General features: G+C 60.3%; 22 protein-coding genes and 1 pseudogene. 14 read left to right on the top strand and 9 right to left on the bottom strand.

The window, feature by feature from the left end; all coding sequences use genetic code 11:
* Positions 1 to 57: 57 nt before the first annotated feature.
* The 4 genes from rpoH to ftsY form a co-directional block, all read right to left on the bottom strand.
* Entirely contained in the window at positions 58 to 912 is an 855-nt protein-coding gene (rpoH, locus tag BLU25_RS16135) for an RNA polymerase sigma factor RpoH (RefSeq protein WP_016782598.1), read from the bottom strand.
* Between the two features lie 113 nt (positions 913 to 1,025).
* A complete protein-coding gene (gene ftsX, locus BLU25_RS16130; protein WP_083369726.1) occupies positions 1,026 to 2,048 on the bottom strand; it encodes a permease-like cell division protein FtsX in 1,023 nt (340 codons plus the stop codon).
* A complete protein-coding gene (gene ftsE / locus BLU25_RS16125) occupies positions 2,045 to 2,716 on the bottom strand; it encodes a cell division ATP-binding protein FtsE (protein ID WP_016782600.1) in 672 nt (223 codons plus the stop codon). Before ftsE ends, ftsX begins: the two co-directional genes overlap by 4 nt.
* The gene (gene ftsY, locus BLU25_RS16120; protein ID WP_016782601.1) at positions 2,713 to 4,137 is read right to left on the bottom strand and encodes a signal recognition particle-docking protein FtsY; all 1,425 of its coding nucleotides are present in this window, start codon (positions 4,135 to 4,137) and stop codon (positions 2,713 to 2,715) included. Before ftsY ends, ftsE begins: the two co-directional genes overlap by 4 nt.
* Positions 4,138 to 4,493: 356 nt before the next feature.
* On the opposite strand from ftsY, the gene BLU25_RS16115 reads away from it, so the two are divergent.
* The 7 genes and pseudogenes from BLU25_RS16115 to BLU25_RS16085 all read left to right on the top strand — a co-directional run bounded on the left by BLU25_RS16115 (position 4,494) and on the right by BLU25_RS16085 (position 12,874).
* Positions 4,494 to 5,846, top strand: coding sequence for a M16 family metallopeptidase (locus BLU25_RS16115; protein WP_016782602.1), 1,353 nt, complete (start codon positions 4,494 to 4,496; stop codon positions 5,844 to 5,846).
* On the top strand, positions 5,839 to 7,329 hold the full coding sequence (locus BLU25_RS16110; RefSeq protein WP_016782603.1) for a M16 family metallopeptidase: 1,491 nt from the start codon (positions 5,839 to 5,841) through the stop codon (positions 7,327 to 7,329). Before BLU25_RS16115 ends, BLU25_RS16110 begins: the two co-directional genes overlap by 8 nt.
* Positions 7,329 to 7,925 (top strand): 16S rRNA (guanine(966)-N(2))-methyltransferase RsmD, encoded by a 597-nt coding sequence (rsmD, locus tag BLU25_RS16105; RefSeq protein WP_016782604.1) that lies wholly within the window; start codon positions 7,329 to 7,331, stop codon positions 7,923 to 7,925. The genes BLU25_RS16110 and rsmD overlap by 1 nt, the downstream gene beginning before the upstream one ends.
* A 194-nt stretch (positions 7,926 to 8,119) precedes the next feature.
* Positions 8,120 to 9,471, top strand: a pseudogene (locus tag BLU25_RS16100) (M16 family metallopeptidase).
* A complete protein-coding gene (locus tag BLU25_RS16095; protein ID WP_169716025.1) occupies positions 9,458 to 10,915 on the top strand; it encodes a M16 family metallopeptidase in 1,458 nt (485 codons plus the stop codon). Before BLU25_RS16100 ends, BLU25_RS16095 begins: the two are co-directional and overlap by 14 nt.
* Positions 10,916 to 10,991: 76 nt before the next feature.
* A complete protein-coding gene (locus tag BLU25_RS16090) occupies positions 10,992 to 12,035 on the top strand; it encodes a hydrolase (protein WP_050901297.1) in 1,044 nt (347 codons plus the stop codon).
* On the top strand, positions 12,035 to 12,874 hold the full coding sequence (locus BLU25_RS16085) for an AraC family transcriptional regulator (protein WP_016782606.1): 840 nt from the start codon (positions 12,035 to 12,037) through the stop codon (positions 12,872 to 12,874). Before BLU25_RS16090 ends, BLU25_RS16085 begins: the two co-directional genes overlap by 1 nt.
* Before the next feature lie 123 nt (positions 12,875 to 12,997).
* On the opposite strand, the gene BLU25_RS16080 is transcribed toward BLU25_RS16085, so the two are convergent.
* Both BLU25_RS16080 and BLU25_RS16075 read right to left on the bottom strand, forming a co-directional pair.
* Positions 12,998 to 13,852 (bottom strand): sulfurtransferase, encoded by an 855-nt coding sequence (locus BLU25_RS16080; protein ID WP_016782607.1) that lies wholly within the window; start codon positions 13,850 to 13,852, stop codon positions 12,998 to 13,000.
* A gap of 29 nt (positions 13,853 to 13,881) precedes the next feature.
* Positions 13,882 to 14,550 carry a TetR/AcrR family transcriptional regulator gene (locus BLU25_RS16075; RefSeq protein WP_016782608.1) on the bottom strand — a complete coding sequence of 223 codons (669 nt, stop codon included), beginning with the start codon at positions 14,548 to 14,550 and terminating at the stop codon, positions 13,882 to 13,884.
* 161 nt (positions 14,551 to 14,711) lie between these two features.
* Between BLU25_RS16075 and BLU25_RS16070 the strand changes: the two genes are divergently transcribed.
* From BLU25_RS16070 to BLU25_RS16050, 5 genes are all read left to right on the top strand, one after another.
* Positions 14,712 to 16,142 carry a coniferyl aldehyde dehydrogenase gene (locus tag BLU25_RS16070; RefSeq protein WP_016782609.1) on the top strand — a complete coding sequence of 477 codons (1,431 nt, stop codon included), beginning with the start codon at positions 14,712 to 14,714 and terminating at the stop codon, positions 16,140 to 16,142.
* 13 nt (positions 16,143 to 16,155) lie between these two features.
* A complete protein-coding gene (locus BLU25_RS16065) occupies positions 16,156 to 16,701 on the top strand; it encodes a hypothetical protein (RefSeq protein WP_016782610.1) in 546 nt (181 codons plus the stop codon).
* Between the two features lie 125 nt (positions 16,702 to 16,826).
* The gene (locus tag BLU25_RS16060; RefSeq protein WP_016782611.1) at positions 16,827 to 18,422 is read left to right on the top strand and encodes a GMC family oxidoreductase; all 1,596 of its coding nucleotides are present in this window, start codon (positions 16,827 to 16,829) and stop codon (positions 18,420 to 18,422) included.
* A gap of 115 nt (positions 18,423 to 18,537) precedes the next feature.
* On the top strand, positions 18,538 to 19,020 hold the full coding sequence (coaD, locus tag BLU25_RS16055) for a pantetheine-phosphate adenylyltransferase (protein ID WP_016782612.1): 483 nt from the start codon (positions 18,538 to 18,540) through the stop codon (positions 19,018 to 19,020).
* Between the two features lie 99 nt (positions 19,021 to 19,119).
* Complete coding sequence (locus BLU25_RS16050) at positions 19,120 to 19,371, top strand: YfhL family 4Fe-4S dicluster ferredoxin (protein WP_016782613.1); 252 nt, start codon at positions 19,120 to 19,122, stop codon at positions 19,369 to 19,371.
* 130 nt (positions 19,372 to 19,501) lie between these two features.
* On the opposite strand, the gene mutM is transcribed toward BLU25_RS16050, so the two are convergent.
* On the bottom strand, positions 19,502 to 20,314 hold the full coding sequence (gene mutM, locus BLU25_RS16045) for a bifunctional DNA-formamidopyrimidine glycosylase/DNA-(apurinic or apyrimidinic site) lyase (protein WP_016782614.1): 813 nt from the start codon (positions 20,312 to 20,314) through the stop codon (positions 19,502 to 19,504).
* A gap of 150 nt (positions 20,315 to 20,464) precedes the next feature.
* On the opposite strand from mutM, the gene BLU25_RS16040 reads away from it, so the two are divergent.
* Positions 20,465 to 21,661: a class I SAM-dependent rRNA methyltransferase gene (locus tag BLU25_RS16040; RefSeq protein WP_016782615.1), complete on the top strand. Its 1,197-nt coding sequence runs from the start codon at positions 20,465 to 20,467 to the stop codon at positions 21,659 to 21,661.
* A gap of 93 nt (positions 21,662 to 21,754) precedes the next feature.
* On the opposite strand, the gene BLU25_RS16035 is transcribed toward BLU25_RS16040, so the two are convergent.
* Positions 21,755 to 23,440 (bottom strand): DUF4153 domain-containing protein, encoded by a 1,686-nt coding sequence (locus tag BLU25_RS16035; RefSeq protein ID WP_016782616.1) that lies wholly within the window; start codon positions 23,438 to 23,440, stop codon positions 21,755 to 21,757.
* A gap of 395 nt (positions 23,441 to 23,835) precedes the next feature.
* Here BLU25_RS16035 and ilvD point away from each other — a divergent pair, with 395 nt between their 5' ends.
* Positions 23,836 to 25,683: a dihydroxy-acid dehydratase gene (gene ilvD, locus BLU25_RS16030; protein ID WP_016782617.1), complete on the top strand. Its 1,848-nt coding sequence runs from the start codon at positions 23,836 to 23,838 to the stop codon at positions 25,681 to 25,683.
* Between the two features lie 157 nt (positions 25,684 to 25,840).
* On the opposite strand, the gene BLU25_RS16025 is transcribed toward ilvD, so the two are convergent.
* A complete protein-coding gene (locus tag BLU25_RS16025; protein ID WP_016782618.1) occupies positions 25,841 to 26,896 on the bottom strand; it encodes an HAD family hydrolase in 1,056 nt (351 codons plus the stop codon).
* Between the last annotated feature and the right edge of the window lie 91 nt (positions 26,897 to 26,987).

The following is a 26,987-nucleotide window of genomic DNA, read 5'->3' as shown; positions in this document are numbered from 1 at the left end:
AAACAGCACAAACAAAAACGCCCCGATCAGATCGGGGCGTTTATTTGTCGGGCCGGATTAAGCGGCAATCGACAGTTTGAGCTTGTTCATCGCGCTTTTTTCCAGCTGACGAATCCGCTCCGCAGACACATTGTACTTCTGTGCCAGGTCGTGCAGCGTGGCTTTGTCTTCAGCCAACCAGCGCTGATACAGAATGTCACGGCTGCGGTCGTCCAGCACTTCCAGCGCTTCGTGCAGGTTGCTGGTAGAGTTATCGGTCCAGTCAGCATCTTCCAGTTGGCGCGCCGGGTCGTACCGGTGGTCTTCCAGGTAGTTGGCTGGCGACTGGAACGCACTGTCGTCGTCAGCTTCGGCTGCCGGGTCGAACGCCATGTCATGACCGGTCAGGCGGCTTTCCATCTCGCGCACTTCACGAGGCTCTACGCCGAGGCTTTCAGCCACACGATGCACTTCGTCGTTGTTCAGCCACGCCAGGCGTTTTTTCTGGCTGCGCAGGTTGAAAAACAGTTTGCGCTGGGCCTTGGTGGTCGCGACTTTCACGATCCGCCAGTTACGCAGGATGAACTCGTGGATCTCTGCCTTGATCCAGTGCACCGCGAACGACACCAGACGCACGCCCATTTCTGGGTTAAAGCGTTTGACCGCCTTCATCAGGCCGACGTTGCCTTCCTGGATCAGGTCAGCCTGAGCCAGGCCATAGCCCGAATAACTACGGGCAATGTGTACAACAAAACGCAGGTGGGCGAGCACCATCTGCCGAGCCGCCCCCAAATCCTGCTCATAGTAGAGACTCTCGGCCAGTTCACGCTCCTGCTCCGGTGTCAGCAGTGGAATGCTGTTCACCGTATTGACATAGGCCTCGAGGTTCGCACCAGGGACCAACGCATACGCAGGTTGCAAAGAAGTGGTCATACGAAAAAACCTCCGTCTCACATAACTCGTGCAGTTCAGCACTGCGAAAGTTGACCGGAAACCTGAAAAAAAGTTCCCAAAAAAAGCTGAAAAGGTCAACAGGTGTCAAGACACTACTTGGGCGAAAGCTCACGCAAATGCCGCGCTACTGCAATCCATGCACCGATATACCCTAACAGCACCGCGCCAAGCAAGAGAGACAGACCATCGGCTACCGGCACGCCCGCCAGGGCAAAGTTGCTGCCGTACAAACCGGCCAACCCCACCACCGCGTCGTTAAGCCAGTTCAGGCCGAATGCCAGAACTCCCCACGAAAGTACACCGGCACCAAAGCCATAAAGCGCACCCATATAAAGAAAGGGCCTGCGTACATAGCTGTCAGTGCCGCCAACCAGCTTGATGACCTCGATTTCGATACGACGATTCTCGATATGCAAACGAATCGTATTACCGATAACCAGCAGCAAAGCCGATACCAGCAATACAGTCAAGCCAAACACGAAACGGTCACCCAACTTCAGGATGGCCGCCAGGCGCTCGACCCAGACTAGATCAAGTTGCGCCTGTTGCACTTTTGGCAACTGCGCCAGGCGCTCACGAAGAGCTTCCAGGGTGGCTTTATCGACCTCGGCCGGGGTAACCAGCACCACGCCAGGCAACGGGTTGTCGGGCAGCTCTTTAAGCGCTTCGCCCAGCCCTGACTGCTGCTGGAACTCTTCAAGGGCTTTTTCGCGGCTGATAAATTCTGCGTCAGCCACCCCTGCCATACCTTTTATCTGATCGCTGAGATTTTCACCCTGCTCGCTGCTGGCATCCATCTGCAAGTACAGCGAAATCTGCGCCGCGCGCTGCCAGGAACCGCCCAGGCGCTCGACGTTGTTGAGCAACAACGACAGGCCCATCGGCAAGCTCAGGGCAACCGCCATCACCAGGCAGGTGAAAAAGCTGCCAATCGGTTGTTTGCCCAGGCGCTTGAGGCTGTCGAGCAAGCTCGCACGGTGGGCTTCAACCCAGGCGTGAAACAACATGGCGAAGGTCGGGCCATCGTCATCATCGTGTTTTTTCTTCGGCGGCTGCGGATCGGCGGCCTTGGGCGCTACGCGTTCGGACACTTTGGGGCTGCGGGTGGCACTCATTGCGCGGCCTCCCCGTCACCGATCAGGCGCCCGCGCTGCAAGGTCAGCATGCGATGGCGCATGCGGGCGATCAGTGCCAGGTCATGGCTGGCAATCAGTACGCTGGTGCCCAAACGGTTGATGTCTTCAAATACGCCCATGATTTCCGCCGCCAGACGCGGGTCGAGGTTACCGGTGGGTTCATCGGCCAGCAGCAAGGCCGGGCGATGCACGATGGCGCGGGCAATGCCGACACGTTGTTGCTGGCCCGTGGACAAGTCGCCCGGGTACAGATCGGTTTTATCCGACAGCGCCACGCGCTCCAGCGCCGAATCGACACGCTTGGCGACTTCAGCCTTGGACAAGCCGAGAATTTGCAGGGGCAAGGCGACGTTGTTGAACACCGTGCGATCAAACAGCAACTGGTGGTTCTGGAACACCACACCGATCTGACGACGCAAAAAAGGGATCTGCGCGTTGCTGATCTGCCCCAGGTCCTGCCCTGCCAGCAGCAATTTGCCGCTGGTGGGGCGTTCCATCGCCAGCAGCAGGCGCAACAGCGTGCTTTTGCCTGCGCCGGAGTGGCCGGTCACAAAGAGGAACTCGCCTCGACGAACCCGAAAGCTCAGCTCGTGCAGGCCCACGTGTCCATTTGGATAGCGCTTACCGACCTGCTCGAAACGAATCATGGACGCTCCCGCTCCGCAAACAGAGCCTGGACAAAGGGTTCGGACTCAAAATCACGCAAATCATCGATGCCTTCACCCACCCCGATATAACGGATAGGGATATTGAATTGCTTGGCCAGGGCGAAAATCACCCCGCCCTTGGCCGTGCCATCGAGCTTGGTCAGCGCCAGGCCTGTAAGGGCAACGGTCTGATCGAACTGTTTGGTCTGGCTGATGGCGTTCTGCCCGGTACCGGCATCCAGCACAAGCAGCACTTCGTGGGGAGCGTCTTCGTCAAGTTTGCCCATGACCCGGCGAACTTTCTTGAGTTCTTCCATCAGGTTGTCTTTGGTGTGCAGGCGACCCGCGGTATCGGCGATCAGCACGTCGATGCCACGGGCTTTGGCAGCTTGTACGGCGTCAAAAATCACCGACGCAGAATCTGCACCGGTGTGCTGGGCAATCACCGGGATATGGTTGCGTTCGCCCCACACCTGCAACTGCTCAACAGCAGCGGCACGGAAAGTATCACCGGCCGCCAGCATGACTTTCTTGCCTTCAAGCTGCAGTTTTTTCGCCAGTTTGCCGATGGTGGTGGTTTTACCCGCACCGTTGACGCCCACTACTAGAATCACGAATGGCTTGTTTTGCGACTCGATTTTCAGCGGCTGTTCAACCGGCTTGAGCATGGCCGCCAGCTCTTCCTGCAGCGACTTGTACAGTGCGTCGGCATCGGTCAGCTGCTTGCGCGCGACCTTCTGCGTCAGGTTCTTGATGATCACCGAGGTGGCTTCAACGCCCACGTCGGCGGTCAGCAGGCGGGTTTCGATTTCTTCGAGCAGATCGTCATCGATGGCCTTTTTGCCCAGGAACAGGCTGGCCATGCCTTCGCCAATACTGGCGCTGGTCTTGGACAAGCCTTGCTTGAGGCGGGCGAAAAAGCCGGTTTTTTGCTCGGGCGCGGCCACTGGCGCGGGGGCAGGGGCCTCAACCACGACTGCAGGTGCAGGTGCAGGTGCAGGCACGACCACAGGTGCCACAACGGCAACTGGCTCTGGCTCTGGCTCTGGCTCTGGCTCTGGCTCTACAACAGTCTCGACCACCTCAGGCACTTCAACCACAGGCTCGGGGATTGGCGGCACGATATGCGGTGCCTGCACATCCTCCACCAGCGCCACCGGTTCTTCGGCAACGGGCAAGTGCGGCCAGGGCGCAGGCTCGGGTGCCAGCTCAACTGCAGGCTCGGCGGCCACCACGACCGCTTCGGGCGCGGCCTCGACCACCACCGGGGCGGCCTCAATCAGCGGCTCAGGGGTGATTTCGGGCGCAGGCGCGGGTTGTTCCACGACGGTTTCCTGCGGCTTTCTGCGCAGCCATCCGAACAGGCCTTTTTTCTCTCCAGCCGCAGCTGGGTTCTTCTTGTCGTCGTTGGAACCAAACATGGAGGACGGCTATCTCATCGTAGCGACGCGCCACTGTGGCGCCTCGGCAAATAATATTCGGTGTGAAACAGACTGTAATTTTGTCAGCTTGTTCGCACGCAACTGTAGTCAGAGGGTAAAACACACCTCGTAAACTTCGTCTTAACTCGGGTCTGTCACGGGAAAGTCGGCAAAAATGCGAAATTTACCGGGATACATCCACACTTCCAAGCGGGCTCCTATACTGCCCGATCAAACGTCGTCTGATCGTCAAAGGCCTGATAGGCGTGGCCGCCAGTAAAACGGATCAGTATCCTAGCACCTCCTCACCCGCAGACGCTAAGGCCGAACGGGTAGCCCAACAGGTTAAAAAACGAATGAATCTAGCCCGCCGCGCTGCTGGCCTGTTGCTCAGCACAGTTTTATTACCGCTTTCGGCCCTGGCGGCCGAACCGCAGCCCACCCACGAATTCCGCCTGGACAATGGCCTCAAGGTCATTGTTCGCGAAGACCATCGCGCCCCTGTGGTGGTTTCCCAGGTCTGGTACAAGGTGGGCTCAAGCTATGAGACGCCCGGCAAGACCGGCCTGTCCCACGCCCTTGAGCACATGATGTTCAAGGGCAGCAACAAGGTTGGCCCCGGTGAAGCCTCGTTGATCCTGCGCGACCTTGGCGCCCAGGAAAACGCCTTCACCAGCGATGACTACACCGCCTATTACCAGGTGCTCGCCCGCGACCGCCTGGGCGTGGCCTTTGAACTCGAGGCCGACCGCATGGCCAGCCTTCGCCTGCCGCCTGAAGAATTCAAGCGCGAGATCGAAGTCATCAAGGAAGAGCGCCGCCTGCGGACCGACGATCAGCCCATGAGCAAAGCCTACGAGCTGTTCAGCGCGATGGCCTTCCCTTCCAGCGGCTACCACACCCCGACCATCGGCTGGATGGTGGACCTGGAGCGCATGAGCGTTGGCGAACTGCGCGCCTGGTACGAAGAATGGTATGCCCCCAACAACGCCACGCTGGTGGTTGTCGGGGACGTGACACCGGACGAAGTCAAAGCCCTGGCCCAGCGCTACTTCGGCAAGGTGCAAAAACGCGAGATCCCTGTCGCGAAAATCCCGCTGGAGCTGCCCACCCCGGGTGAGCGCCTGCTCAAGATCCACGTTCAGACCCAACTGCCAAGCCTGATGCTGGGCTTTAACGTACCGAGCATCGCGACTGCCAAAGACCCTGTCACCGCCAATGCCCTGCGCCTGATTTCCGCGCTGCTGGATGGCGGCTACAGCGCACGCATGCCGACGCAACTGGAGCGTGGTGAAGAACTGGTCTCCGGCGCATCGTCCAGCTACAACGCATTCACCCGTGGCGACAGCCTGTTTATGCTTTCGGCAATGCCCAACAGCCAGAAAAAAGTCACCATGGCCCAGGCTGATGCCGGCTTGTGGCGCTTGCTCGACGACTTGAAAAAAACCCCGCCTACCGCTGAAGAGCTGGAGCGTGTGCGAGCCCAGGTGATTGCCGGCCTGGTCTACGAGCGCGACTCGATCACCAGCCAGGCCACTTCGATCGGCCAGCTGGAAACCGTCGGCCTGTCGTGGAAGCTGATGGACTCCGAACTGGCCGACCTGCAGAAGGTCACCCCGGCCGATATCCAGCAAGCTGCCCGTACCTATTTCACTCGCGACCGTCTGAGCGTTGCGCATGTACTGCCCGAGGAGAAAACCCATGAGTGAGCGTAAAGGCCCCCGCTACGCCCTGCTCGGTCTGAGCGCCGCCATACTGGTTGGCGCACTCGGCTATTTTTTGACCAACCCTGAGCAATCGGTTGCCAGCCAGGCGCTGGACCAGGCCAAGACCGAGCACAAGCTCGAATCCCTGGCCGAGCTCGACGGCAAGGCGCCCAGCCACCGCGCGCTGAACGTGCAAACCTGGAAAACCGCCGAAGGCTCCAAAGTACTGTTCGTCGAAGCCCGGCAACTGCCGATGTTCGACCTGCGCCTGACCTTCGCCGCCGGCAGCAGCCAGGACGACAACACCCCCGGCCTGGCCTTGCTGACCAACGCCATGCTTAACGAAGGCGTGGCCGGCAAGGATGTCGGCGCCATCGCCCAGGGCTTTGAAGGCCTGGGCGCAGACTTCAGCAATGGCGCTTACCGCGACATGGCCGTGGCCTCGTTGCGCAGCCTGAGCGATGTGGATAAACGCACCCCGGCGCTCAATCTGTTTGCCGAGGTGGTGGGCAAGCCCACGTTCCCCGCAGACTCCCTGGCGCGGATCAAGAACCAGCTACTGGCCAGCTTCGAGTTCCAGAAACAGAACCCCGGCAAACTGGCCAGCAATGAGCTGTTCAAGCGCCTGTACGGCAACCACCCGTATGCCCACTCAAGCGATGGCACGGCTGAAAGCATCACTTCGATCACCATCGACCAGCTCAAGGCCTTCCACAACAAGGCCTACACTGCTGGCAATGCGGTGATCGCGATCGTTGGCGACCTCTCCCGTGCTGAAGCCGAGGCCATTGCAGCCCAGGTTTCCGCCGCGCTGCCCAAAGGCCCGGCGGTTGCCAAGACCGTGCAGCCGAGCGAGCCCAAGGCTGGCGAAACCCATATCGAGTTCCCGTCCAAACAGACCCACCTGCTGCTGTCGCAGCTGGGTATCGACCGTGACGACCCCGACTATGCCGCACTGGCGCTGGGCAACAGCATCCTGGGCGGTGGCGGTTTCGGCACGCGCCTGATGACTGAAGTCCGTGAAAAACGAGGCCTGACCTACGGCGTGTACTCCGGCTTCAGCCCGATGCAGGCTCGCGGCCCGTTTATGATCAACCTGCAGACCCGTGCCGAACTGAGCGAAGGCACGCTCAAACTGGCGCAAGACATTTTGGCCGACTACCTGAAAAATGGTCCGACGCAAAAAGAACTCGACGATGCCAAGCGTGAACTGGCTGGCAGCTTCCCGCTGTCCACTGCCAGCAACGCCGCCATCGTCGGCCAACTTGGCGCAATGGGCTTTTATGATTTGCCCCTGGATTACCTGGAAACCTTCATGCAGAAGTCCCAGGACCTGACCACCGAACAGGTCAAGGACGCCATGAACAAGCACCTGAGCGCCGACAAAATGGTCGTAGTGACCGCCGGCCCGACCGTGCCGCAAAAACCACTGCCACCTCCTACCGATAAACCTTCAGAGCAACCTCTTGGGGTTCCGGAGCATTAATGGCAAAGCCAAAAAACACATCGCACTCCGGTGCGGGTCAGTTACGCATCATTGGCGGGGAATGGCGCAGCCGCAAGCTGGACTTCCCCCATGTAGAGGGCCTGCGCCCTACGCCCGATCGCGTGCGTGAAACCCTGTTCAACTGGTTGGCTCCGCATATCGGCGGCGCCAGGGTACTGGACGTTTTCGCCGGTAGCGGTGCGCTGTTCCTTGAAGCCATGTCCCGTGGCGCAGCCAAGGGCGTGGCACTGGACAGCAACCGCGATGCGATTTCCAACATCCGCGAAAACATGGGCATCCTGCGCTGCACCGTTGGCCAGGTGCAGCAGACCGACGCCCTGCGTTATCTGGATGCCACGCCGAGCGAAACCTTTGACGTGGTATTCCTCGACCCGCCGTTCAACAAGGACCTGCTCAAGCCTGCCTGTGATCTGCTCGAGCAACGCGGCTGGCTGACCGAAGACGCCTGGGTCTACACCGAAAGCGAGTTGCGTCCGTCCGAGCTGGGCTTGCCTGCCAACTGGCGCCTGCACCGCGAGCAAAAAGCCGGTGGCGTGAACTACGCCCTGTGGCAGCGCGAAGCAACACAAGCCTGACGAACATGTAGCCGCTGCCGCAGGCTGCGATCGAGCCCGAAGGGGTCGCTTATTCAAAAGCGAAGACCTTTCGGTCCTTATCGCAGCCTTCGGCAGCGACTACAGATTTTTTCGCTCCACGATATCTATGTAACGCCCACCTCCCCCCTCCCAAGCCCAATCTGTTCTGACGCTTACTCGTCAGGACACCTACCATGAAACACCCCCTCGCCGGGCTGGCTCTCGGCCTTGTATTGCAACCGCTGACGGCCCTGGCCAGCAGCGAACCCTCCACTCACCGGTTCACCCTGGACAACGGCCTCAGGGTCATCGTCCACGAAGACCACCGCGCCGCCGTGGTGCATTCCCAACTCTGGTACCGGGTTGGCTCCAGCTATGAGCCGCCGGGCCAGTCCGGCCTGTCCCATGCCCTGGAACATATGGTGTTCAAAGGCAGCAGCAAACTCTGCCCGGCGGAGTCCGACCACATCTTTCAAAGCCTGGGCATCTCCGACAATGCGGCGACGCAAAGCGATGCCACACTTTTTTTCAAACCCTGCCACCTTACGCCCTGGCTGTCGCACTTGAAGTGATGGCCGACCAGATGAGCACCGCCCATCTGTCCGCCGCGCACTGGGAGGGTGAACGCGAAGTCATCAAAAGTGAACGCAGCGAAAGCGTCGACAACGACCCCCAGCAGCGGGCCCTGGAGTTGCCCCAGCGCTTGGCATTTCCTGCCAGCGCCTCTGGCAGCCCGGTGATCGGCTGGATGCACGATCTCGAACGCATGCATGTCGATGAACTCAAGCACTGGTACCAGAGCTGGTATGCCCCCAACAACGCCACGTTGATCATCGTCGGCGCGATCGACGCCGGGCAGGTCAAGGCGCTGGCCACCCGCTTTTTCGGCCCGATTGCCCAGCGCCAATTGCCTGCAATCAAACCCCCGCTCGAACTCGCAGCGCCAGGTGAGCGCAGCATCACCCAGTACATCGACCATCAAATCCCCAACCTGAGCATGACGTTCAACGTCCCCAGCCTGAGCACCCAGACCGAGCCCCATACGGCAGCCGCACTGGAGCTGCTCAGCGAGGTGCTGGGAGGCGGTGACAGCTCGGCACTCAAAAGCCGGTTGTGGCGCGGTGAAGAGATGGTCATCAGCATCGACTCACACTACAGCGGCATCAGTCGCGGTGATGTGCTGCTCAGTATTTCCGCCACCCTCAACCTCGAAAAAATCAAAACCCTCAGCGAGGTGCAAGCGCGTATCTGGGAAGTGCTCGAATCACTGAAACACACACCGCCCTCCAGCAGTGACCTTGAGCGCGCCCGCACGCGGATCATTGCCCGGCAGGTGTTCAACCGGGACGACCTGCAAAGCCTGGCCCTGTATCTGGGCGAACTGGACATTGCCGGGCTGTCACCGGAGCACGACGAAAAGCGCCTGCAGACCCTGAAGGCAATCACCCCCGAAGACATCAGCCACGCCGCGCAAACCTTCCTGACCCGCGACCGCATGACCGTCAGCCATGTGCTGCCCAAGGAGTCTCGCCATGAATCTGAATAAGCCCCTGCCTGTCGCAGCCCGATGCGCCCTGTACGCCGCCCTGCTGCTCGCCCTGGTCACGCTATGTACTCGCACACAGGCGCAGGCGCCCGCGCCACAGCTGCAATCGATGCTTGAGTTAAGCCCCACGGCCCCCGTCACCCGCCTGCCAGCCATCAAGGCCTGGAAACTGGCTCAAGGCACTCGGGTGCTGTTTGTCGAAAACCACAACCTGGCCATGTTCGATCTACAGATCAGCTTTGCCGCCGGCAGCAACCAGGATGGCGACTCACCCGGCCTGGCCGCCACCGTGCTGAGCCTGTTCAACGAAGGCTCGGCACTCAAGGACGCCAATGCCCTGGCCGAGGGGTTTGATCGCCTGGGCGTGGCCCTGGGCAACGGCATCAGCAAGGAACAGAGCTTTTTTACCCTGCGCAGCTTGAGCGCCCCGCACATCCGCGAACCGGCCATGCACCTGTTCACCGAGATGCTCGCCCGGCCGGGCTTTACCGTCGAAGGTCAGCGCCGGGTAAAAAACGAGCTGCTCACCCAGCTCAAAAAAGACCACGACGACCCCCACGCCCTGGCGCGCACATTGATCTACGACGAGCTGTACCCCGGGCAAGCGGTCGCCCGCTCCAGGTACGGTACGGCCGAGAGCCTTGAGCGCATTGATCAAGCTCAACTGGTGAATTTCTATCGCCGAGCCTATACCGCCGCCAACGCACAAATCGTGATCGTCGGCGACCTGACCCTGCAACAGGCACAGACCCTCAGCCGCTCACTGGCCAACGCCTTGCCTGCCGGGCCGGCACTGACCCGCCCACACGCAGTGGCAGCCCCGTCTACCCGCGGCAAAACCGTGCATATCGAAGATGAGGCCAGCCATACCCTGCTGATGATGGCCCAGAACGCAGTGCCCACCCAGCACCCTGACTGGGCAGCCATCCGTGCCGGGAACATCATGTTCAGTCACATTCTCAACGGCGATCTGCGCGAGGATCGCAGCATCACCTACGGCGTGCTATCGGACATTCCCAACGCACAAGGCCCGGCGCCCTGGGTCATCAGCCTCAATACCCCCTCACGCTACAGCCAGGGTGCTCTGGCCCGGATCAAGGCCCTGTTTGCCCAGTACCTGGAAGAAGGGCCCAGCGAAATACAGCTCAACGACGTCAAGCAGCACCTGCTGCGTGCCTTGCCCCAGCACACGGCCAGCAATCTGGAGATGCGCAATGAGCTGTCCATCATCGGCCGTTTTAACCAGCCCCTGACCTTCGACTACAAAAACCGGCAGATTCAGGCCCTTACCCGTGAGCAGATCAAGGCGGCCATGAACCGCCACCTCAGGGCTGACGGCTGGGTCAGCGTGACCGTCGGGCCTGACGTTGTACAACAACCCCTGCCGGATCCCATAGCACCGCAGACAGTAACGGCGCAAAGCTGCATGCCAGCCAACCGATAACCCCGCGGCCTGCACGCAACACTTGGGCGTCAGGCCATGATGTGGCAATTTAGACAACCGCCGTACCTGTCATCCGATGAGAACCACCGTGCCTTTTTCAGACAGCCATGCTTTACCCCTCAAGCCGTTTACTCCGGCTACGGGCCTGGGCAACCCCCATATCCAGACACTATGGGGGCCGTTGTGGCGCACCAAGCCCGCCATTGAACATCGACGTGAACGTATCTGGCTCAAGGATGGCGATTTTCTCGACCTGGACTGGCACGGCATATCATCAGCCCATGCACCGGTGGTACTGGTGCTGCACGGCCTGACCGGGTCATCGAGCTCGCACTATGTGCTGGGGCTGCAAAATGCCCTCGCCGCACGCGGCTGGAGCAGCGCCGCACTGAACTGGCGAGGCTGCTCGGGCGAGCCCAATTTACTGGCCCGTAGCTACCACTCGGGGGCCAGCGAAGATCTGGCCGAGGCCGTGGCCCATATACGCGCCGCACACCCCCTGGCCCCGCTGTATGCCGTGGGCTATTCGCTGGGGGGCAACGTGCTGCTCAAGTACCTGGGCGAAAGCGGCAGTGACAGCGGTTTATGCGGTGCTGTGGCGGTGTCGGTGCCGTTCCGGCTTGACCAGTGTGCCGACCGGATCGGCCTGGGCTTTTCCAGGGTCTATCAAGCCCACTTCATGCGCGAGATGCTGGCTTACGTCAAAGACAAAAAACACCGGTTCCAGCTCGACGCCCGACATGAAGGCCTGGCCAGCCTGACCAAGCTGGGCTCGGTCAAAACCCTGAGCAAAATGCGTACCTTTTGGGAGTTCGATGACCGCGTAACGGCACCTCTCAACGGCTACCTGAATGTCGATGACTACTACCGGCGCGCCTCCAGCCGCTACTTTCTGGGGACCATCGATACACCGACACTGATTATCCAGTCCACGGACGATCCGTTCGTGTTCAAGCACAGTATTCCCGAAACCAGCGAGCTATCGCCCTGCACGCAACTGGAATTGCACGCCAAGGGCGGCCATGTCGGATTTCTGGAAGGCTCGCCAGGAAGGCCGGGGTATTACCTTGAGCGCAGAATCCCGCAATGGCTGGCCGCGCTGCGGCTTGAATCTGCGTAATGGACGCAGAACAGGGTGAGTCGATCCGCTTCTGGCAAACGCCTCCCCTGACGGGTGTGGAGCTGCTGACGGCGCGCTATATCGAACACCGCTTCGTGCCCCATGTGCATGATGGTTTTGTGATCGGCATGATTATCGAAGGCGCCCAGCGTTATCGCTATCGCGGTGCCGAGCATCTGGCCGCCACCGGCACGCTGGTGCTGATCAACCCGGACGAAGTGCACAATGGTCACAAAGGCCATGATGCGGGTTGGCGTTACCGGGCTTTTTACCCGGACAATGCGCAAATCCGACAGCTGCTGGAAGAACTGGAACTGCCCGCCAGCCACTTGCCGACCTTCAATGACACATTGCTGTACGACTGCGATCTGTTTCGCGGGTTGTTCCAGTTGCATCAATTGCTTGAAGGGCCAGAGACTGCACTGCAGCAACAAACGGCATGGCGCCAGATGATGCTTGCCCTGCTTAACCGCCATGCCCGCCTGCCATTGCCAGCAAAGCCCGGGGTCGAACACCGCGCCGTCAGCCGCGCCAAGGAACTGCTGCAAGCCCGCCTGGCAGAGCCGCCTTCACTGGAAGAACTCGCCGCAGCGGTCAATTTGTCGCCATTCCACTTTGCCCGGGTATTTCAGCGCGCCACCGGCATGCCGCCGCACACCTGGCTGATGCAGCAACGTATCGCCCATGCCCGGGCCTTGCTGCAACAGGGCTGTTTGCCATTAGAGGTGGCGACGCAATTGGGCTTTGCTGACCAGAGCCACCTCAACCGGCAATTCAAGAAGGTCTACGGCGTTGGCCCCGGTGCATACCGCTTGGCCAGTGCCAACTCGAACCGCTGAAATCTGCACACATGCTGTGGGAGCGGGCTTGCTCGCGATTCAGACGCCACGGTCTATCCGCTAAACCGCGTTGCTGGCATCGCAGGCACGCCAGCTCCCAAAGGGGTTGTTGTACTGCGCACGTCAATCGCCGGTGGCAATGCCCCGTGCCGGATCGTTGATCCACTCACTCCACGAGCCCGCATAAAGCTTGCCCAACGGATAGCCCGCCAAGCCCATTGCAAACAGGTTATGGCACGCCGTCACGCCCGAGCCGCAATAGGCCACCAACTCCTCGGGGGAGCGGCCCGCAAGTTTCTCGGCAAAACGCTGCTTGAGCTGCTCTGCAGGCAAAAAGCGCCCGCTGCTGTCGAGGTTTTCGCTGAACGCCGCACATTGCGCACCCGGAATATGCCCGGCGATCGGGTCGATGGGCTCGACCTCACCGCGAAAACGCGGCTGGGCACGGGCATCGATCAGGGTCAGCTCCGGCTGGCCGAGGCGCTTTTGCAGTTTTTCGGCACTCAGCAACATATGGCTGTCGGGCTTGCCTTCGAACGTCCCGCGCAGCGTCGGGGCGGCATCCAGGCTCAGCGGGAAGCCCGCGCCATGCCAGGCCTTGAGGCCGCCATCAAGGATAAACACGCCGTCACGCTTGCCCAACCAGGTCAGCAACCACCATGCACGAGCGGCAAAAGCACCAGGACCATCGTCATACAGCACCACATCGCTGTCGGCATTGATGCCCCAGGCTTGCAGTCGCTCAACCAAGGTACGCGGGTCGGGCAGCGGGTGACGGCCGGTTACACCCTTGATCACAGGCCCGCTCAGGTCGCGTTCAAGATCGGCAAACTGCGCACCGGCAATATGCCCCTCGGCATAGCTGCAGCGGCCGTAGTCCGGGTCTTCAAGGGCAAAGCGGCAATCCAGAATAACCAGGCCGGGCTGCGCCTGACGTTCATTCAGGGCTTGCGGGCTGATCAGTTGCGCAACGGGCATAGTGGACTCCTGTGAGGGGTGAAATGCGGTTATTGAGCGTACAACGCATGTTCCAGGGGGACGTAGTATTCCTTGATCAACTCATCGACGGCTTCGCGAGCCTGCTCGGTGACAAAACCCGACTCCAGCACCAGCAGCTGGTACACACCGCGCTTGATGGCCTGCTCGCTGAGCTGGTCACTGCTGTCACGGGTGGTACATAAAAAACCTACCCAGGAGGTAAGAATAATCCAGGCATTCAGGCTTAAGGATTCAATTTGCTGGGGAGTCATGCGCAAGATGTCAGCCTCGACAAACCCGGCGTAAATGGCCTGGGCCTGAGTGAGGCAGTGCTGGGAGAAACGTCGATAGCGGATGGCCAGTTCCGTGTCGCTGTGCAGCAAGTGTTCGATATCACGGTACAGAAACCGGTAACGCCACATGGCGTCCAGCAGTTGCTGCAAGTACTGGCGCTTGTCGGCAACGGTTGGCAACCGCCCTTGCGGCGGGTGCAAAAAGCTCAATACCAGTGCCTCGTACTCGCTGAACAAGACCGAGATAATCGCCTGCTTGTTGGGGAAGTGGTAATACAGATTGCCCGGCGAAATTTCCATGTGGGCCGCAATGTGGTTGGTGCTGACACTGCGTTCACCCAGCTGGTTAAAAAGCTCCAGGCTGCTATTGGCGATGCGCTGGCTGGTTTTTAGTCGTATGGCCATGGGCTTGCGCTTAAATTAAAAACGAAAGGCATCTTACGGCCTAACCTTGAAACGATAAACAACACGGAGGGCAGGCCTGCAATTGACAAGTTAGAGCATAGGCTCTAAAAACATGACTGCTCTGCAACGATAAAAACCGATAAAAAACGCCTGGAGCCACTATGTCTGTCGACAGTTCCCACCTTCACGACGCCTCGCTCCAACCGGACGATCTCCAGTCCCTGCTCGACAAGCAGCGCCAAGCCTACGCCGCTCATCCATTCCCGCCCCTTGCACAGCGCCAGCAATGGCTAAAAAGCCTGCGCCAACTGTTGAGCCACGAGCGCGAGGTGCTGATCGACGCCATCAGCCAGGATTTCAGCCACCGCAGCCCCGACGAAACCCTGTTTGCCGAGCTGATGCCGTGCCTGCACAGCATTGATTACACCCTCAGGCACCTCAAGCGCTGGATGAAACCCTCATCACGCCGCGTAGGCATGATGTTCGCGCCCGCCAGTGCCAAAGTGATGTACCAGCCGCTGGGCGTGGTGGGGATTATCGTGCCATGGAACTACCCGCTGTACCTGGCCATTGGCCCTTTGGTTGGGGCACTGGCGGCGGGCAACCGGGTCATGCTCAAGCTCAGCGAATTCACCCCGGCCACCGGGCGTTTGCTCAAGGATTTGCTGGGGCGCGTCTTTCCCGACGACATGGTCACCGTGGTGTTGGGCGAGGCAGCAGTAGCGATCGCGTTTTCCGGCCTGGCCTTCGATCACTTGCTGTTCACCGGTTCTACCCATGTGGGCAAACAGGTGATGCGCGCCGCGTCTGAAAATCTAACGCCGGTCACCCTGGAGCTGGGCGGTAAATCTCCCGCCATCGTGTCGGCCGATGTACCGCTCAAAGACGCTGCCCAGCGCATCGCCTGGGGTAAAACCCTGAATGCTGGGCAAACCTGCATCGCCCCGGATTATGTGCTGGTCCCCCAGAATCGGCTTGAGGGTTTTGTCGACGCCTATCGCCAGGCCGTGCTCAGTTTTTATCCGACGCTCGCCGACAACCCGGACTACACCGCAATCATCAACGACCGGCAGCTGGCGCGCCTGGAACGGCTGCAAACCGACGCCACCCTCAAGGGCGCACGTTTGATCCCGCTGTATGAACAGGGCCAGGGGCGGCGTATGCCCCATGCCCTGCTGCTGGATGTAAACGACGACATGCAGGTCATGCAGGATGAAATCTTTGGCCCGCTACTGCCCGTTGTGCCCTACTCCACTCTGGATCAGGCAATGGCCTACATCAACCGCAGAGCCCGCCCTCTGGCACTGTATTACTTCGGCTACAACAAGGCCGAACAACAGACCGTTATCCACAACACCCACTCGGGCGGGGTGAGCATCAACGAAACACTGCTGCATGTGGCCATCGACGACCTGCCCTTTGGCGGTGTCGGCCATTCGGGCATGGGCCATTACCACGGTCACGAAGGCTTTTTGACCTTCAGCAAGGCCAAGGGGGTGTTGGTCAAACAGCGCCTGAACAGCGCTTTGCTGATCTACCCGCCCTATGGCCGAAAGCTGGTAGGCATCATCCAGAAACTGTTTATCCGCTAGCGGAGCCTTGGCCATGCCAGCACACAGTGTCGAAAACGCCCTGATTTCACGTCGCGGGGTCTTGAAGGTCGGCGCAGTGGCCAGTGTATTACTGGCCACTGCCGGGCTGGGCGCCAGCCTCAGCGGCTGTTCCGCCAGCAGCAGCGCCCGCGGGTTCTCGGTTCTGCGCAGCAGTGACCTGGCATTCTTGCGTGCGCTGATCCCGGTGATGCTCACCGCCAGCGTAACCGCGCCAGCAATGCCCGGCGCGGTCAAGGCCACACTCGACACACTGGACGACAACCTCAACCACCTGTCACCCGCGCTGCTGACCCTGACCCAGCAACTGTTCGACGTACTGGCCATGCCTGTAACACGCGGGCCGTTGACCGGGGTGTGGGGGCGCTGGGAAAACGCCAGCCCCGAACAGATTGAGTCATTCCTGCAGCGCTGGCAAAACAGCAGCCTGAGCCTGCTGAAAATGGGCCACGGCTCGCTGGTGCAACTGGTGATGATGAGCTGGTACGAGTGCCCGCAGTCTTGGGGCGCCTGCGGCTACCCAGGGCCACCCAAGCTGTAAAAAACCCGTGGGAGCGGGCTTGCTCGCGATTCAGGCAACGCGCTACTTCAGACCTGCTGAGTTGATGCCATCGCGAGCATGCCCGCTCCCACAGAGATATCTCACACTCATTTTGAGTACTTCCTATGCCTGTACCCGATCCGTTCCGAGAAGGCCTGGCCCGAGGCTGGAAAACCCATGACGGCTCCCGCCTCGACAGCGACCTGACCCTGGAGGCTGACGTTGCCATTGTCGGCAGCGGTGCAGGCGGCGGCACCACGGCAGAGATCCTCAGTGCTGCGGGTTACAAGGTATTGCTGATCGAAGAAGGCCCGCTCAAGACCAGCAGCGATTTCAAACTCCTTGAAAACGAAGCCTACGCCAGCCTGTATCAAGAAGGTGTCGGGCGCATGAGCAAGGACGGCGCCATCAGCATTTTGCAAGGTCGGGCCGTGGGCGGCACCACCTTGGTCAACTGGACCTCAAGCTTTCGCACGCCAACCCCGACGCTGGAGCACTGGGCCCGCGAACACAACGTGGCGGGGCACAGTGCCGAACAAATGGCACCGTGGTTCGAGCGCATGGAGCAGCGCCTGGGTGTCGCCCCCTGGGCAGTGCCGCCCAACGCCAACAACGAGGTGATCCGCAGCGGCTGCGAAAAGCTCGGTTACAGCTGGCATGTGATCCCGCGCAATGTACGCGGCTGCTGGAACCTGGGCTATTGCGGCATGGGCTGCCCCACCAACGCCAAGCAATCGATGCTGGTCACGACCATTCCCGCCACCCTCGAAAATGGCGGCGAACTGCTCTACCTGGCCCGCGCCTGGAAACTGCAGATCAGTGGCGAGCAGGTCACCGGCCTGCAATGTCAGGCTATGGACAGCCGCTGCGTAGCGCCCACGGGCCGCACCATAACGGTCAAGGCCCGACACTATGTACTGGCAGGCGGCGGCATCAATACACCCGGCCTGCTAATGCGTTCCGACGCACCCGATCCGTACAAACAACTGGGTAAACGGACGTTTCTCCATCTGGTCAACTTTTCGGCTGCGCAATTTCCTACTGCCATTAACCCTTTTTACGGAGCGCCGCAGTCGATTTACTCCGATCACTTTCAGTGGAAAGACGGCGTCACAGGCCCAATGGGCTACAAACTCGAAGTCCCGCCTTTGCACCCGGCCCTGGCCGCCACCCTGTTTGCCGGTGTTGGCCAGACCAGCGCCGCACAAATGGCACAACTGCCCAACACCCATATGATGCTGGCACTGATGCGCGACGGTTTTCACCCCGACAGCCCCGGCGGCCATGTGCAGTTACGCAGCGATGACACCCCTGTGCTCGATTACAGCCTCACACCCTATGGTTGGGAGGGCCTCAAGCGCGCGTTTCACAGCATGGCCGAAATCCAGTTTGCCGCAGGCGCCAGCGCGGTGATGCCGCTGCACAGCGATGCTGGCTACACCACCCGCCTGCGCGCAACCCGTGACCTGATCGACAGTTTGAGCCTTGAGTTGTATCGCACCCGCCTGGCCAGCGCCCATGTAATGGGTGGATGTGCGATGGGGGAAAATTCGCAAATGGCCGTCAGCGACAGCCTTGGGCGCCATCATCAATTACAAAACCTGTCCATCCATGACGGCTCGTTGTTCCCCACCAGCATAGGCGCCAACCCACAATTGTCGGTATATGGGCTGACAGCAAAACTGGCAACGCGACTGGCTGAACGCCTTAAAAATTCATGAAAAAGCAGTTATTTCGTCGCGTCTATAGTGCTTTCTTCTGCGAATGGCGACTTGGCCGACCGGGAATGCTGCGATACCATCCGACTCCCCAACGGATTCCCGCCAGGACGACGCGATGAACCGAGTGTTGTACCCAGGTACATTCGACCCTATTACCAAGGGCCATGGCGATCTGGTCGAACGCGCTTCGCGCCTGTTTGACCATGTGATCATTGCTGTCGCTGCCAGCACCAAGAAAAACCCGCTATTCCCTCTGGAACAGCGGGTGGAGCTGGCTCGTGAAGTCACCAAACACCTGCCCAATGTCGAGGTGGTCGGTTTCTCGACGCTGCTCGCGCACTTTGCCAAGGAACAGAATGCCAATGTATTCCTGCGTGGCCTGCGTGCCGTGTCGGACTTCGAATACGAGTTTCAGCTGGCGAACATGAACCGCCAACTGGCCCCCGATGTGGAGAGCCTGTTCCTCACGCCGTCGGAGCGTTATTCGTTTATATCGTCGACATTGGTGCGGGAAATCGCGGCATTAGGCGGCGATATCACCAAGTTTGTGCACCCGGTTGTGGCCGATGCCCTGACCGAGCGTTTTCGCAAGAAATAACCACTGAAGCGGCGCCCGCGTGCACTGCGGGCGCCAATGCGGCACAATTGACGCATTCGATTTCAGTTGCCCGGGCCGAGCGCCCCGGCCGGAGTACCCATGTCCCTGATCATCACCGACGATTGCATTAACTGCGACGTCTGCGAACCCGAGTGTCCGAACGCTGCCATTTCCCAGGGCGAAGAGATCTATGTGATCGACCCCAACCTGTGCACCCAGTGCGTCGGCCACTACGATGAGCCGCAATGCCAGCAAGTGTGCCCGGTTGACTGCATCCCGCTGGATGAAGCCCACCCGGAAACCGAAGAACAGCTGATGGAAAAGTACCGGGCGATTACCGGGAAGGCCTGATTCATCGTCTATGCGATTTGTGTGGGAGCGGGCTTGCTCGCGATAGATTCACTGCGATCGATCCGTTCGACCGAGGTGGTTGCATCGCGAGCAAGCCCGCTCCCACAAGAGTTCAGCCCATTACGGGTGGCTATGTTTGGCAACGCGGGCAGAACACACTGGCGCGCTGGCCCAGCTTGACGTCACGCAGCTCGGTGCCGCAGACCTTGCACGGTTCATACCCGCGACCGTACACAAACAGCTCCTGCTGAAAGTAACCGGGCTGGCCGTCGCCGCCGATAAAATCGCGCAATGTGGTGCCGCCGCGCTCGATGGCGGCCGCCAGAATCCGCTTGATCTCAATCGCCAGCTTTAAATAGCGCGCCCGGGAAATGCTCCCGGCAGCGCGACGCGGATCAATGCCGGCAGCAAACAGCGCCTCGGTCGCGTAAATATTGCCCACCCCCACCACCACGGCGTTGTCCATGATGAACGGCTTGACCGCCATCGAACGCTTGCGCGACAGCTGAAACAGCCGCTCGCCATCAAACAGGTCGGTTAGCGGTTCCGGGCCCAGGCGCACCAGCAATTCATGGTTCAGCGGGTCAAGGCTCCAGAGCATGGCCCCGAATCGGCGCGGGTCGGTGTAGCGCAGGGCCAGCCCGGACTCCAGCTCGATATCCACATGCTCATGCTTGGCCGCGGGCAACCCGGCTTCCACCAGCCGCAGGTTGCCCGACATGCCCAGGTGACTAATCAGCGTCCCGACTTCAGCATTGATCAACAGGTACTTGGCCCGGCGCTCCACCAGCACGATACGCTGCCCCGACAACCGCACGTCGAGGTCCTCAGGGATCGGCCAGCGCAAACGCCGCTCGCGCACAATCACCCGACTGACCCGCTGCCCTTCAAGGTGCGGGGCGATGCCACGGCGAGTGGTTTCGACTTCAGGTAATTCAGGCATGGAGGCTCCGTACTCTGGAATAGCTGGCAATTCTAACGGAAATTTCTGCGCCACTGGCTCCGCGATCCGACGCAATGCGGTGAATCAGCCACGCCTCCGGGGCGCGTCTAAGGCTATAATCGCGCCCTTTTCAATACCCGGAGCGACGTCATGTCCCTGCCAAGCCTGCGCCTTAAAGCCAATGCCGATCGACGCCTGCGCGCCGGCCACTTGTGGGTCTACAGCAACGAAATCGATGTAGCCGCCACACCGCTGAACGGTTTTAAGGCCGGCGACCAAGCGGTACTCGAAACCGCCGGCGGCAAGCCGCTGGGCATCGTTGCCATGAGCCCCAACAACCTGATCTGTGCACGCCTGCTGTCGCGCGACATCAAGCTGCCACTGGACAAGTCGCTGCTGGTACACCGCCTCAACGTGGCCCTGTCCCTGCGCGAGCGCCTCTTCGACAAGCCTTACTACCGCCTTGTTTACGGCGATTCCGACCTGATGCCGGGCCTGGTGGTTGACCGTTTCGGCGATATCCTCGTGGTCCAGCTGGCCTCGGCCACTATGGAGCAGCACAAGGACGACGTGATTGCAGCCCTGGTGCAAGTGATCAAGCCAAGCGGCATCCTGTTCAAGAATGACTCGGCTGCGCGTGATGCCGAAGGCCTTGAGCGTTATGTTGAAACCGTCTTCGGCCTGGTGCCGGAGTGGGTGTCACTGGAAGAGAACGGCGTGAAATTCGAAGCCCCGGTGATCGCCGGGCAAAAAACTGGCTGGTTCTACGACCACCGCATGAACCGCGCCCGCCTGGCCCCGTACGTCAAGGGCAAGCGCGTACTGGACCTGTACAGCTACATCGGCGGCTGGGGCATCCAGGCCGGTGCTTTTGGCGCCAGCGAAGTGTTCTGTGTCGACGCCTCATCCTTCGCCCTCGACGGGGTTGAACGCAACGCAGCGCTGAACGGCTTTGCTGAGAAAGTCACCTGCATGGAAGGCGACGTGTTTGAGGCCCTCAAAGAACTGAAGGCCAACGAAGAGCGTTTCGACGTGATCGTGGCTGACCCGCCGGCCTTTATCAAACGCAAGAAAGACCTGAAAAACGGCGAAGGCGCGTACCGCCGCCTGAACGAGCAGGCCATGCGCCTGCTCAACAAGGACGGCATTCTGGTCAGCGCATCGTGCTCGATGCACCTGCCGGAAGACGACCTGCAAAACATCCTGCTGACCAGCGCCCGTCACCTGGACCGCAACATGCAACTGCTGGAACGCGGCGGCCAGGGCCCGGACCACCCGGTACACCCGGCCATCCCGGAAACCCGTTACATCAAGAGCATCACCTGCCGTTTGCTGCCTAACAGCTGATGTAACGCCCGCTCCTTGCAGGAGCGGGCTTGCTCGCGATTAGAACGATGGGGTAAGTCACCACCATCGCGAGCAAGCCCGCCCCCACTGCGTTTACTGCGCCTTGGGGTTTGGGCTCAGCTCCACGCCATCGATCAACAGCGATTGATATCGCGGCGCCACCACCTTGGCCTTGCCTTCACGGATCTGCTCGATCAGCTCCAGCGCATTGCCATCGACCTCGAACGTACCCGCCAACTGCCATTTACCCTGCGCATCACGCTTGAAGAAGTCCAGCGACCTCACCCAGCCCCGCTTGGGCAACTGCAGCACCTCGCTTTGCCCATCCCGATCCAGATCAACCGCCCACAGTACACAGCCCGGTTTCTCGCAGGTCTGCTTGCCAAAGTCCGACGCTTCAAACTGCTCGCTGCCCGCCACTTCAGGGCCGATCCACTCCAGGGCTTTCTCCTTGGGCGCGCGTTTGCCTTTACCGGTGTCGGCATTCTTGAGCCGCTTGAGCAAGGCCTGACGCTCGGTTTGCGTCAGTACCTGCCCTTGCTCCACTTGCGCCAGCAGCACGCTGAACGCCTGCTCACCGGGTTGGCCCAGGCGGTAGCGCAAGGTATCGGCGTCAAACATATCCACCGGGGTCTTGCCGCTCAGCACACGGGCAACCTGGTTGCTGGCGCTGATTTTCAACGGGCTGAACCACGGTGTATGAATTGCCAGCAACAGCGCAACCGTCAGCAGCGCAATCACCGGGTTGGTGCGACGCACACTCCATAGCCACTGGCGCTGCGGCATCACTACCGCCCAGACGGCCGCCACACAGTGGGCAAAAATCACCGCCACCAGCAGGATTGCCAACACCCGGGAAGGTGTCAGGCCGTACTGGGCAATGCGCAGCCACGTTGAATACCCCGCCAGCAGCACCAGCACCGGCAAGCACAGCAGGCACAGGTCGACCACACGCACCAGCCAGACCGGGTACCCGCTGCCCTGGGCACCGTCCTGGAACACGCCATTGAGCAAAAACAGATTGACCGCCACCAGCCACAGCATGATGGGTGTCGAATAGCCGGTATTCCAGATGGGCTCCAGCCCGGTAAAGGGCAAGGCGAAAGTGAACACAATCGCAATCAACGCCCCCAGAGGCAGCAGGAAACGGCACAGTGTCAGCAAAATACCGCGCAGCAGGCCAATGATCCGGTCGTTCTCACGGCCCATGTTCAAGCCGAGGGCAAACACCATTGCCGAGCTGACACAAATAAACCCCTCGGTTGAAAACAGCCGGTTGAGCGCCACGATCCCGAGCATCTTGAACAGGTTGCCCCACAACAGCAGCAGCCCCCAGAACACCACATTCAGCAACAAGCCCAGCAATACGATAAACACCGTGTCCCAGGCATGGCGGAACAAATCTTCATAACGCGGATAGCGCCCTTCGCGGGTTGGCCAGCTGAGGATGAACACCGTGCAGACGTAAACAATCACCAGGGAAAAGAACGTCCAGCTGCCCGTCAGCCAGCGGTTGTTGAACAGCTGCCTGTCGCCGTCCACAAACACCCAGGTACTGATTGCCGCCACGACCACCGTGAGTCCGACCACCAGCCAGGCAGTGCCGCGCTGTCGCACGTTGTCACCCAACAGCAGCAGGTTGATGCCACCCACCAGCACGACAGTGGCCAGGGCAACCCTGACCCCAGGGTCGGTCAGCGTACTTGCCAGCCAGAGCAGCAGGCCCTGTATCAGGCCAATGGCCAGGCTGGTTTTGACAGAGCGGTTGAGGGTTAGCATTTAGAGTCCCCACTGAAAAAATCATCCCAACACTATTGCGTGATTTTCAGCAAATGGCGCGGTCAGTTCGCAAAATAGTGCTTTCTTACATAAAGTCGGGCTGCTTCTTGCCCAACGCCCAGATTAACCGCCAACCGCAAGTGCTGGGCCTGCGAGTCGCTCATTTGTGTTCAGGAGCAACTGCCCTGCCCATTCCCTCCGCCCGCCAGCCGTGTAGAATCAACTCATTCATCGCCAATCATCCCCGGCGGGTTTATGAGCTCAAGCCCCGGCGCGCGGCGATCCCGCAGCGTTTACGGCAACTCGCGGATACGTAGTCATTTTCTGTGTGATCCGTCAGTCATTAGAAGCTCACTTCCCTGTTTGTTACCTGATTAGCCGCCCGGAGTTGTTCCATGCCTGACTATCGTTCGAAAACCTCCACCCACGGCCGCAACATGGCCGGCGCCCGCGCTTTGTGGCGCGCCACGGGGATGAAAGATGCCGACTTTAAAAAGCCGATCATCGCCATTGCCAACTCCTTTACCCAGTTCGTACCCGGCCACGTCCACCTCAAGGACATGGGCCAGCTGGTTGCCCGCGAGATCGAGCGCGCTGGCGGCGTGGCCAAGGAGTTCAACACCATTGCCGTGGACGACGGCATTGCCATGGGCCATGACGGCATGCTGTATTCGCTGCCAAGCCGCGAAATCATCGCCGACTCCGTGGAGTACATGGTCAACGCCCACTGCGCCGACGCCATTGTGTGCATTTCCAACTGCGACAAGATCACCCCTGGCATGCTGATGGCCTCGTTGCGCCTCAACATCCCGGTGATTTTCGTTTCGGGCGGGCCGATGGAAGCGGGCAAGACCAAGCTCGCCAGCCACGGTCTGGACCTGGTAGACGCCATGGTCATCGCCGCCGACTCCAGCGCTTCTGACGAGAAGGTTGCCGAGTACGAGCGCAGCGCTTGCCCGACGTGCGGGTCGTGCTCCGGCATGTTCACCGCCAACTCGATGAACTGCCTGACCGAAGCCCTGGGCCTGGCCCTGCCGGGCAATGGCTCGGCTCTGGCCACCCACAGCGACCGCGAGCAACTGTTCCTGCAGGCCGGCCGCACCATCGTCGACCTGTGCCGCCAGTACTATGTCGAGAATGACGAGTCGGTTCTGCCGCGTAACATCGCCAACTTCAAGGCATTTGAAAACGCCATGACGCTGGACATCGCCATGGGCGGTTCGACCAACACCATCCTGCACTTGCTGGCCGCCGCCCAGGAAGCCGAGATCGATTTCGACCTTAAAGACATCGACCGCCTGTCGCGCCATGTGCCGCAACTGTGCAAAGTGGCGCCGAACATTCAGAAGTACCATATGGAAGACGTGCACCGTGCCGGCGGCATTTTCTCCATTCTCGGTTCGCTGGCCCGTGGCGGCCTGCTGCACACCGACCTGCCGACCGTACACAGCAAGACCATGGCTGAAGGCATCGCCAAATGGGATATCACCCAGACTGACGACGAAGCCGTGCACACATTCTTCCGTGCAGGCCCGGCCGGTATCCCGACGCAAACCGCGTTCAGCCAGTCAACGCGCTGGGACACCCTGGACGACGACCGTGAAAACGGCTGCATCCGCAGTGTCGAGCATGCCTACTCGCAAGAAGGCGGCCTGGCCGTGCTGTACGGCAACATCGCGCTGGATGGCTGCGTGGTCAAAACCGCCGGGGTCGACGAGTCGATCCACGTGTTCGAAGGCAACGCCAAGATCTTCGAAAGCCAGGACAGCGCCGTGCGCGGCATTCTGGCAGACGAAGTGCAGGCCGGTGACATCGTGATCATCCGTTACGAAGGCCCGAAAGGCGGCCCGGGCATGCAGGAAATGCTCTACCCGACTTCGTACCTGAAATCCAAAGGTCTGGGCAAAGCCTGCGCACTGCTCACCGACGGTCGTTTCTCGGGCGGTACTTCGGGCCTGTCCATCGGCCATGCTTCACCTGAAGCGGCTGCGGGCGGCGCGATTGGTCTGGTGCAGGACGGCGACAAGGTGCTGATCGACATTCCGAACCGTTCGATCAACCTGCTGGTCAGCGACGAAGAAATGGCTACACGCCGCGCCGCGCAAGACAAGAAAGGCTGGAAGCCGGTGGAAGTGCGGCCGCGTAAAGTCACCACAGCCCTCAAGGCCTACGCCTTGCTGGCTACCAGCGCCGACAAAGGCGCGGTGCGTGATAAGGCGTTGCTGGATAAGCTGGTGCCGTAAGCCATCACGCAAGACCAAAAATCCCGGCCATGCGCCGGGATTTTTTATGGGCAACATAACCACCCTTGTGGGAGCGGGCTTGCCCGCGATGGCATCGCCGTGGTCATGCAGGCAGACCGCGCCGCCTGCATCGCGGGCAAGCCCGCTCCCACAGGAATTACTGGATCTGATCCGGCTTGACGATCACCCAGTTCTTGTCCGCTGTTACCGGCAACCCCTCTTTGGCTTGCGCCGCCGCATTCTTGGCCATCATCCCTTCCAGCTGTGCCATGTATTTGTCCTTGCGGTTGATCCACAAGTGCACGCCACCCTTGGCCACGTCCACACCGTGAAACAGCATGTAGCCGTCACTGGACGGCGTGTCTCCGCCCACCAGCACCGGTTTTTTCCACTGGTCGATATAGGTCAGGATCGCCGCCTGCTTGCCCGCCATCCAGGTGGCCGGGGTCCACAGGTATGGGGTCAGCTCCAGGCCCAGGTTGGCTTTTTCGTTGTAGGTGCCAGCGCTGATCTGTTTGCGCGCGGTGGTGAGTTCGCCCGTCTTGCGGTCCTTGAGCAGCGTGCTCACGCCAATCACGTTCTGCGGTTTGACGTTGTAGCCGTACTTGGGGTCAGCCGCGACCATGCGCACCAGCTCTTCAGAGGCGGCGGTCATCACGTAGACCTCGATGCCGTTCTCCATCAGCTTGTTGAACAGCTCCACCTGCCCGGTAAACACCTTGGGCGGCTGCACCTCGGAGGTCTTGACCACATCCCCCTCGAAGTAAGTCACCGGTACTGGCTTGCCTGACGCCATCAACTCGTCCACATAGCCCTTGAGCTGCTGCAGGGTAAAACCGGAAAACACCTGGGCCACCCACGGGTAACAGACCATGTCGTCCACTTCGCACAGGCGGTAGTAGTAACTGAACAGGCTTTCCTTATGGTCGGCCGTGTCCTTGAACGGGATCAGCTTGAGCGACGGGTCGAGGCTGTCCCGGGTGATCAGGCCGCGGTTTTCCATAAACGGCAGCAGCGCTTCTTCCAGGTCATTGCGGTAGCTGGTGTTGTCCATGTCAAAGACCGCGAAGTTACCCTTGTTCGCGTTGGCGGCGATCATGGCGTCCAGTTGCCTGGCCTGGTCGGCGGGCCAGTGCTTGAGTTCGGTGGCCAGTGCCTGCCCGGCAAGCCCCATGCACAGGGTTAATGCGGTCAACTTGGCGGTCAGTTTCATCAGCTATGCTCCTCGTCAAAGGCATCGACGCTAACAAACCTGCATGACAGTTTTTGGCTTGGGCACGACAGTCATCGTCTTGTCTGCGCCA

The sequence above is a fragment of the Pseudomonas fragi genome, from assembly GCF_900105835.1.
Lineage (GTDB): Bacteria > Pseudomonadota > Gammaproteobacteria > Pseudomonadales > Pseudomonadaceae > Aquipseudomonas > Aquipseudomonas fragi.
Note: the sequence above shows the minus strand (reverse complement) of the source record. Positions and strands in the feature narration are given on the sequence as shown.

Coding starts and splice junctions, on each gene's coding strand:
- mutM (WP_016782614.1), bottom strand. CDS start 20,314: ATGCCTGAATTACCTGAAGTCGAAACCACTCGCCGTGGCATCGCCCCG.
- BLU25_RS16070 (WP_016782609.1), top strand. CDS start 14,712: ATGTCTGTCGACAGTTCCCACCTTCACGACGCCTCGCTCCAACCGGAC.
- BLU25_RS16040 (WP_016782615.1), top strand. CDS start 20,465: ATGTCCCTGCCAAGCCTGCGCCTTAAAGCCAATGCCGATCGACGCCTG.
- BLU25_RS16090 (WP_050901297.1), top strand. CDS start 10,992: ATGAGAACCACCGTGCCTTTTTCAGACAGCCATGCTTTACCCCTCAAG.
- rpoH (WP_016782598.1), bottom strand. CDS start 912: ATGACCACTTCTTTGCAACCTGCGTATGCGTTGGTCCCTGGTGCGAAC.
- BLU25_RS16060 (WP_016782611.1), top strand. CDS start 16,827: ATGCCTGTACCCGATCCGTTCCGAGAAGGCCTGGCCCGAGGCTGGAAA.
- BLU25_RS16035 (WP_016782616.1), bottom strand. CDS start 23,440: ATGCTAACCCTCAACCGCTCTGTCAAAACCAGCCTGGCCATTGGCCTG.
- BLU25_RS16065 (WP_016782610.1), top strand. CDS start 16,156: ATGCCAGCACACAGTGTCGAAAACGCCCTGATTTCACGTCGCGGGGTC.
- BLU25_RS16025 (WP_016782618.1), bottom strand. CDS start 26,896: ATGAAACTGACCGCCAAGTTGACCGCATTAACCCTGTGCATGGGGCTT.
- BLU25_RS16095 (WP_169716025.1), top strand. CDS start 9,458: ATGAATCTGAATAAGCCCCTGCCTGTCGCAGCCCGATGCGCCCTGTAC.
- ftsX (WP_083369726.1), bottom strand. CDS start 2,048: ATGAGTGCCACCCGCAGCCCCAAAGTGTCCGAACGCGTAGCGCCCAAG.
- coaD (WP_016782612.1), top strand. CDS start 18,538: ATGAACCGAGTGTTGTACCCAGGTACATTCGACCCTATTACCAAGGGC.
- BLU25_RS16075 (WP_016782608.1), bottom strand. CDS start 14,550: ATGGCCATACGACTAAAAACCAGCCAGCGCATCGCCAATAGCAGCCTG.
- rsmD (WP_016782604.1), top strand. CDS start 7,329: ATGGCAAAGCCAAAAAACACATCGCACTCCGGTGCGGGTCAGTTACGC.
- BLU25_RS16110 (WP_016782603.1), top strand. CDS start 5,839: ATGAGTGAGCGTAAAGGCCCCCGCTACGCCCTGCTCGGTCTGAGCGCC.
- BLU25_RS16050 (WP_016782613.1), top strand. CDS start 19,120: ATGTCCCTGATCATCACCGACGATTGCATTAACTGCGACGTCTGCGAA.
- ilvD (WP_016782617.1), top strand. CDS start 23,836: ATGCCTGACTATCGTTCGAAAACCTCCACCCACGGCCGCAACATGGCC.
- BLU25_RS16080 (WP_016782607.1), bottom strand. CDS start 13,852: ATGCCCGTTGCGCAACTGATCAGCCCGCAAGCCCTGAATGAACGTCAG.
- ftsY (WP_016782601.1), bottom strand. CDS start 4,137: ATGTTTGGTTCCAACGACGACAAGAAGAACCCAGCTGCGGCTGGAGAG.
- BLU25_RS16115 (WP_016782602.1), top strand. CDS start 4,494: ATGAATCTAGCCCGCCGCGCTGCTGGCCTGTTGCTCAGCACAGTTTTA.
- ftsE (WP_016782600.1), bottom strand. CDS start 2,716: ATGATTCGTTTCGAGCAGGTCGGTAAGCGCTATCCAAATGGACACGTG.
- BLU25_RS16085 (WP_016782606.1), top strand. CDS start 12,035: ATGGACGCAGAACAGGGTGAGTCGATCCGCTTCTGGCAAACGCCTCCC.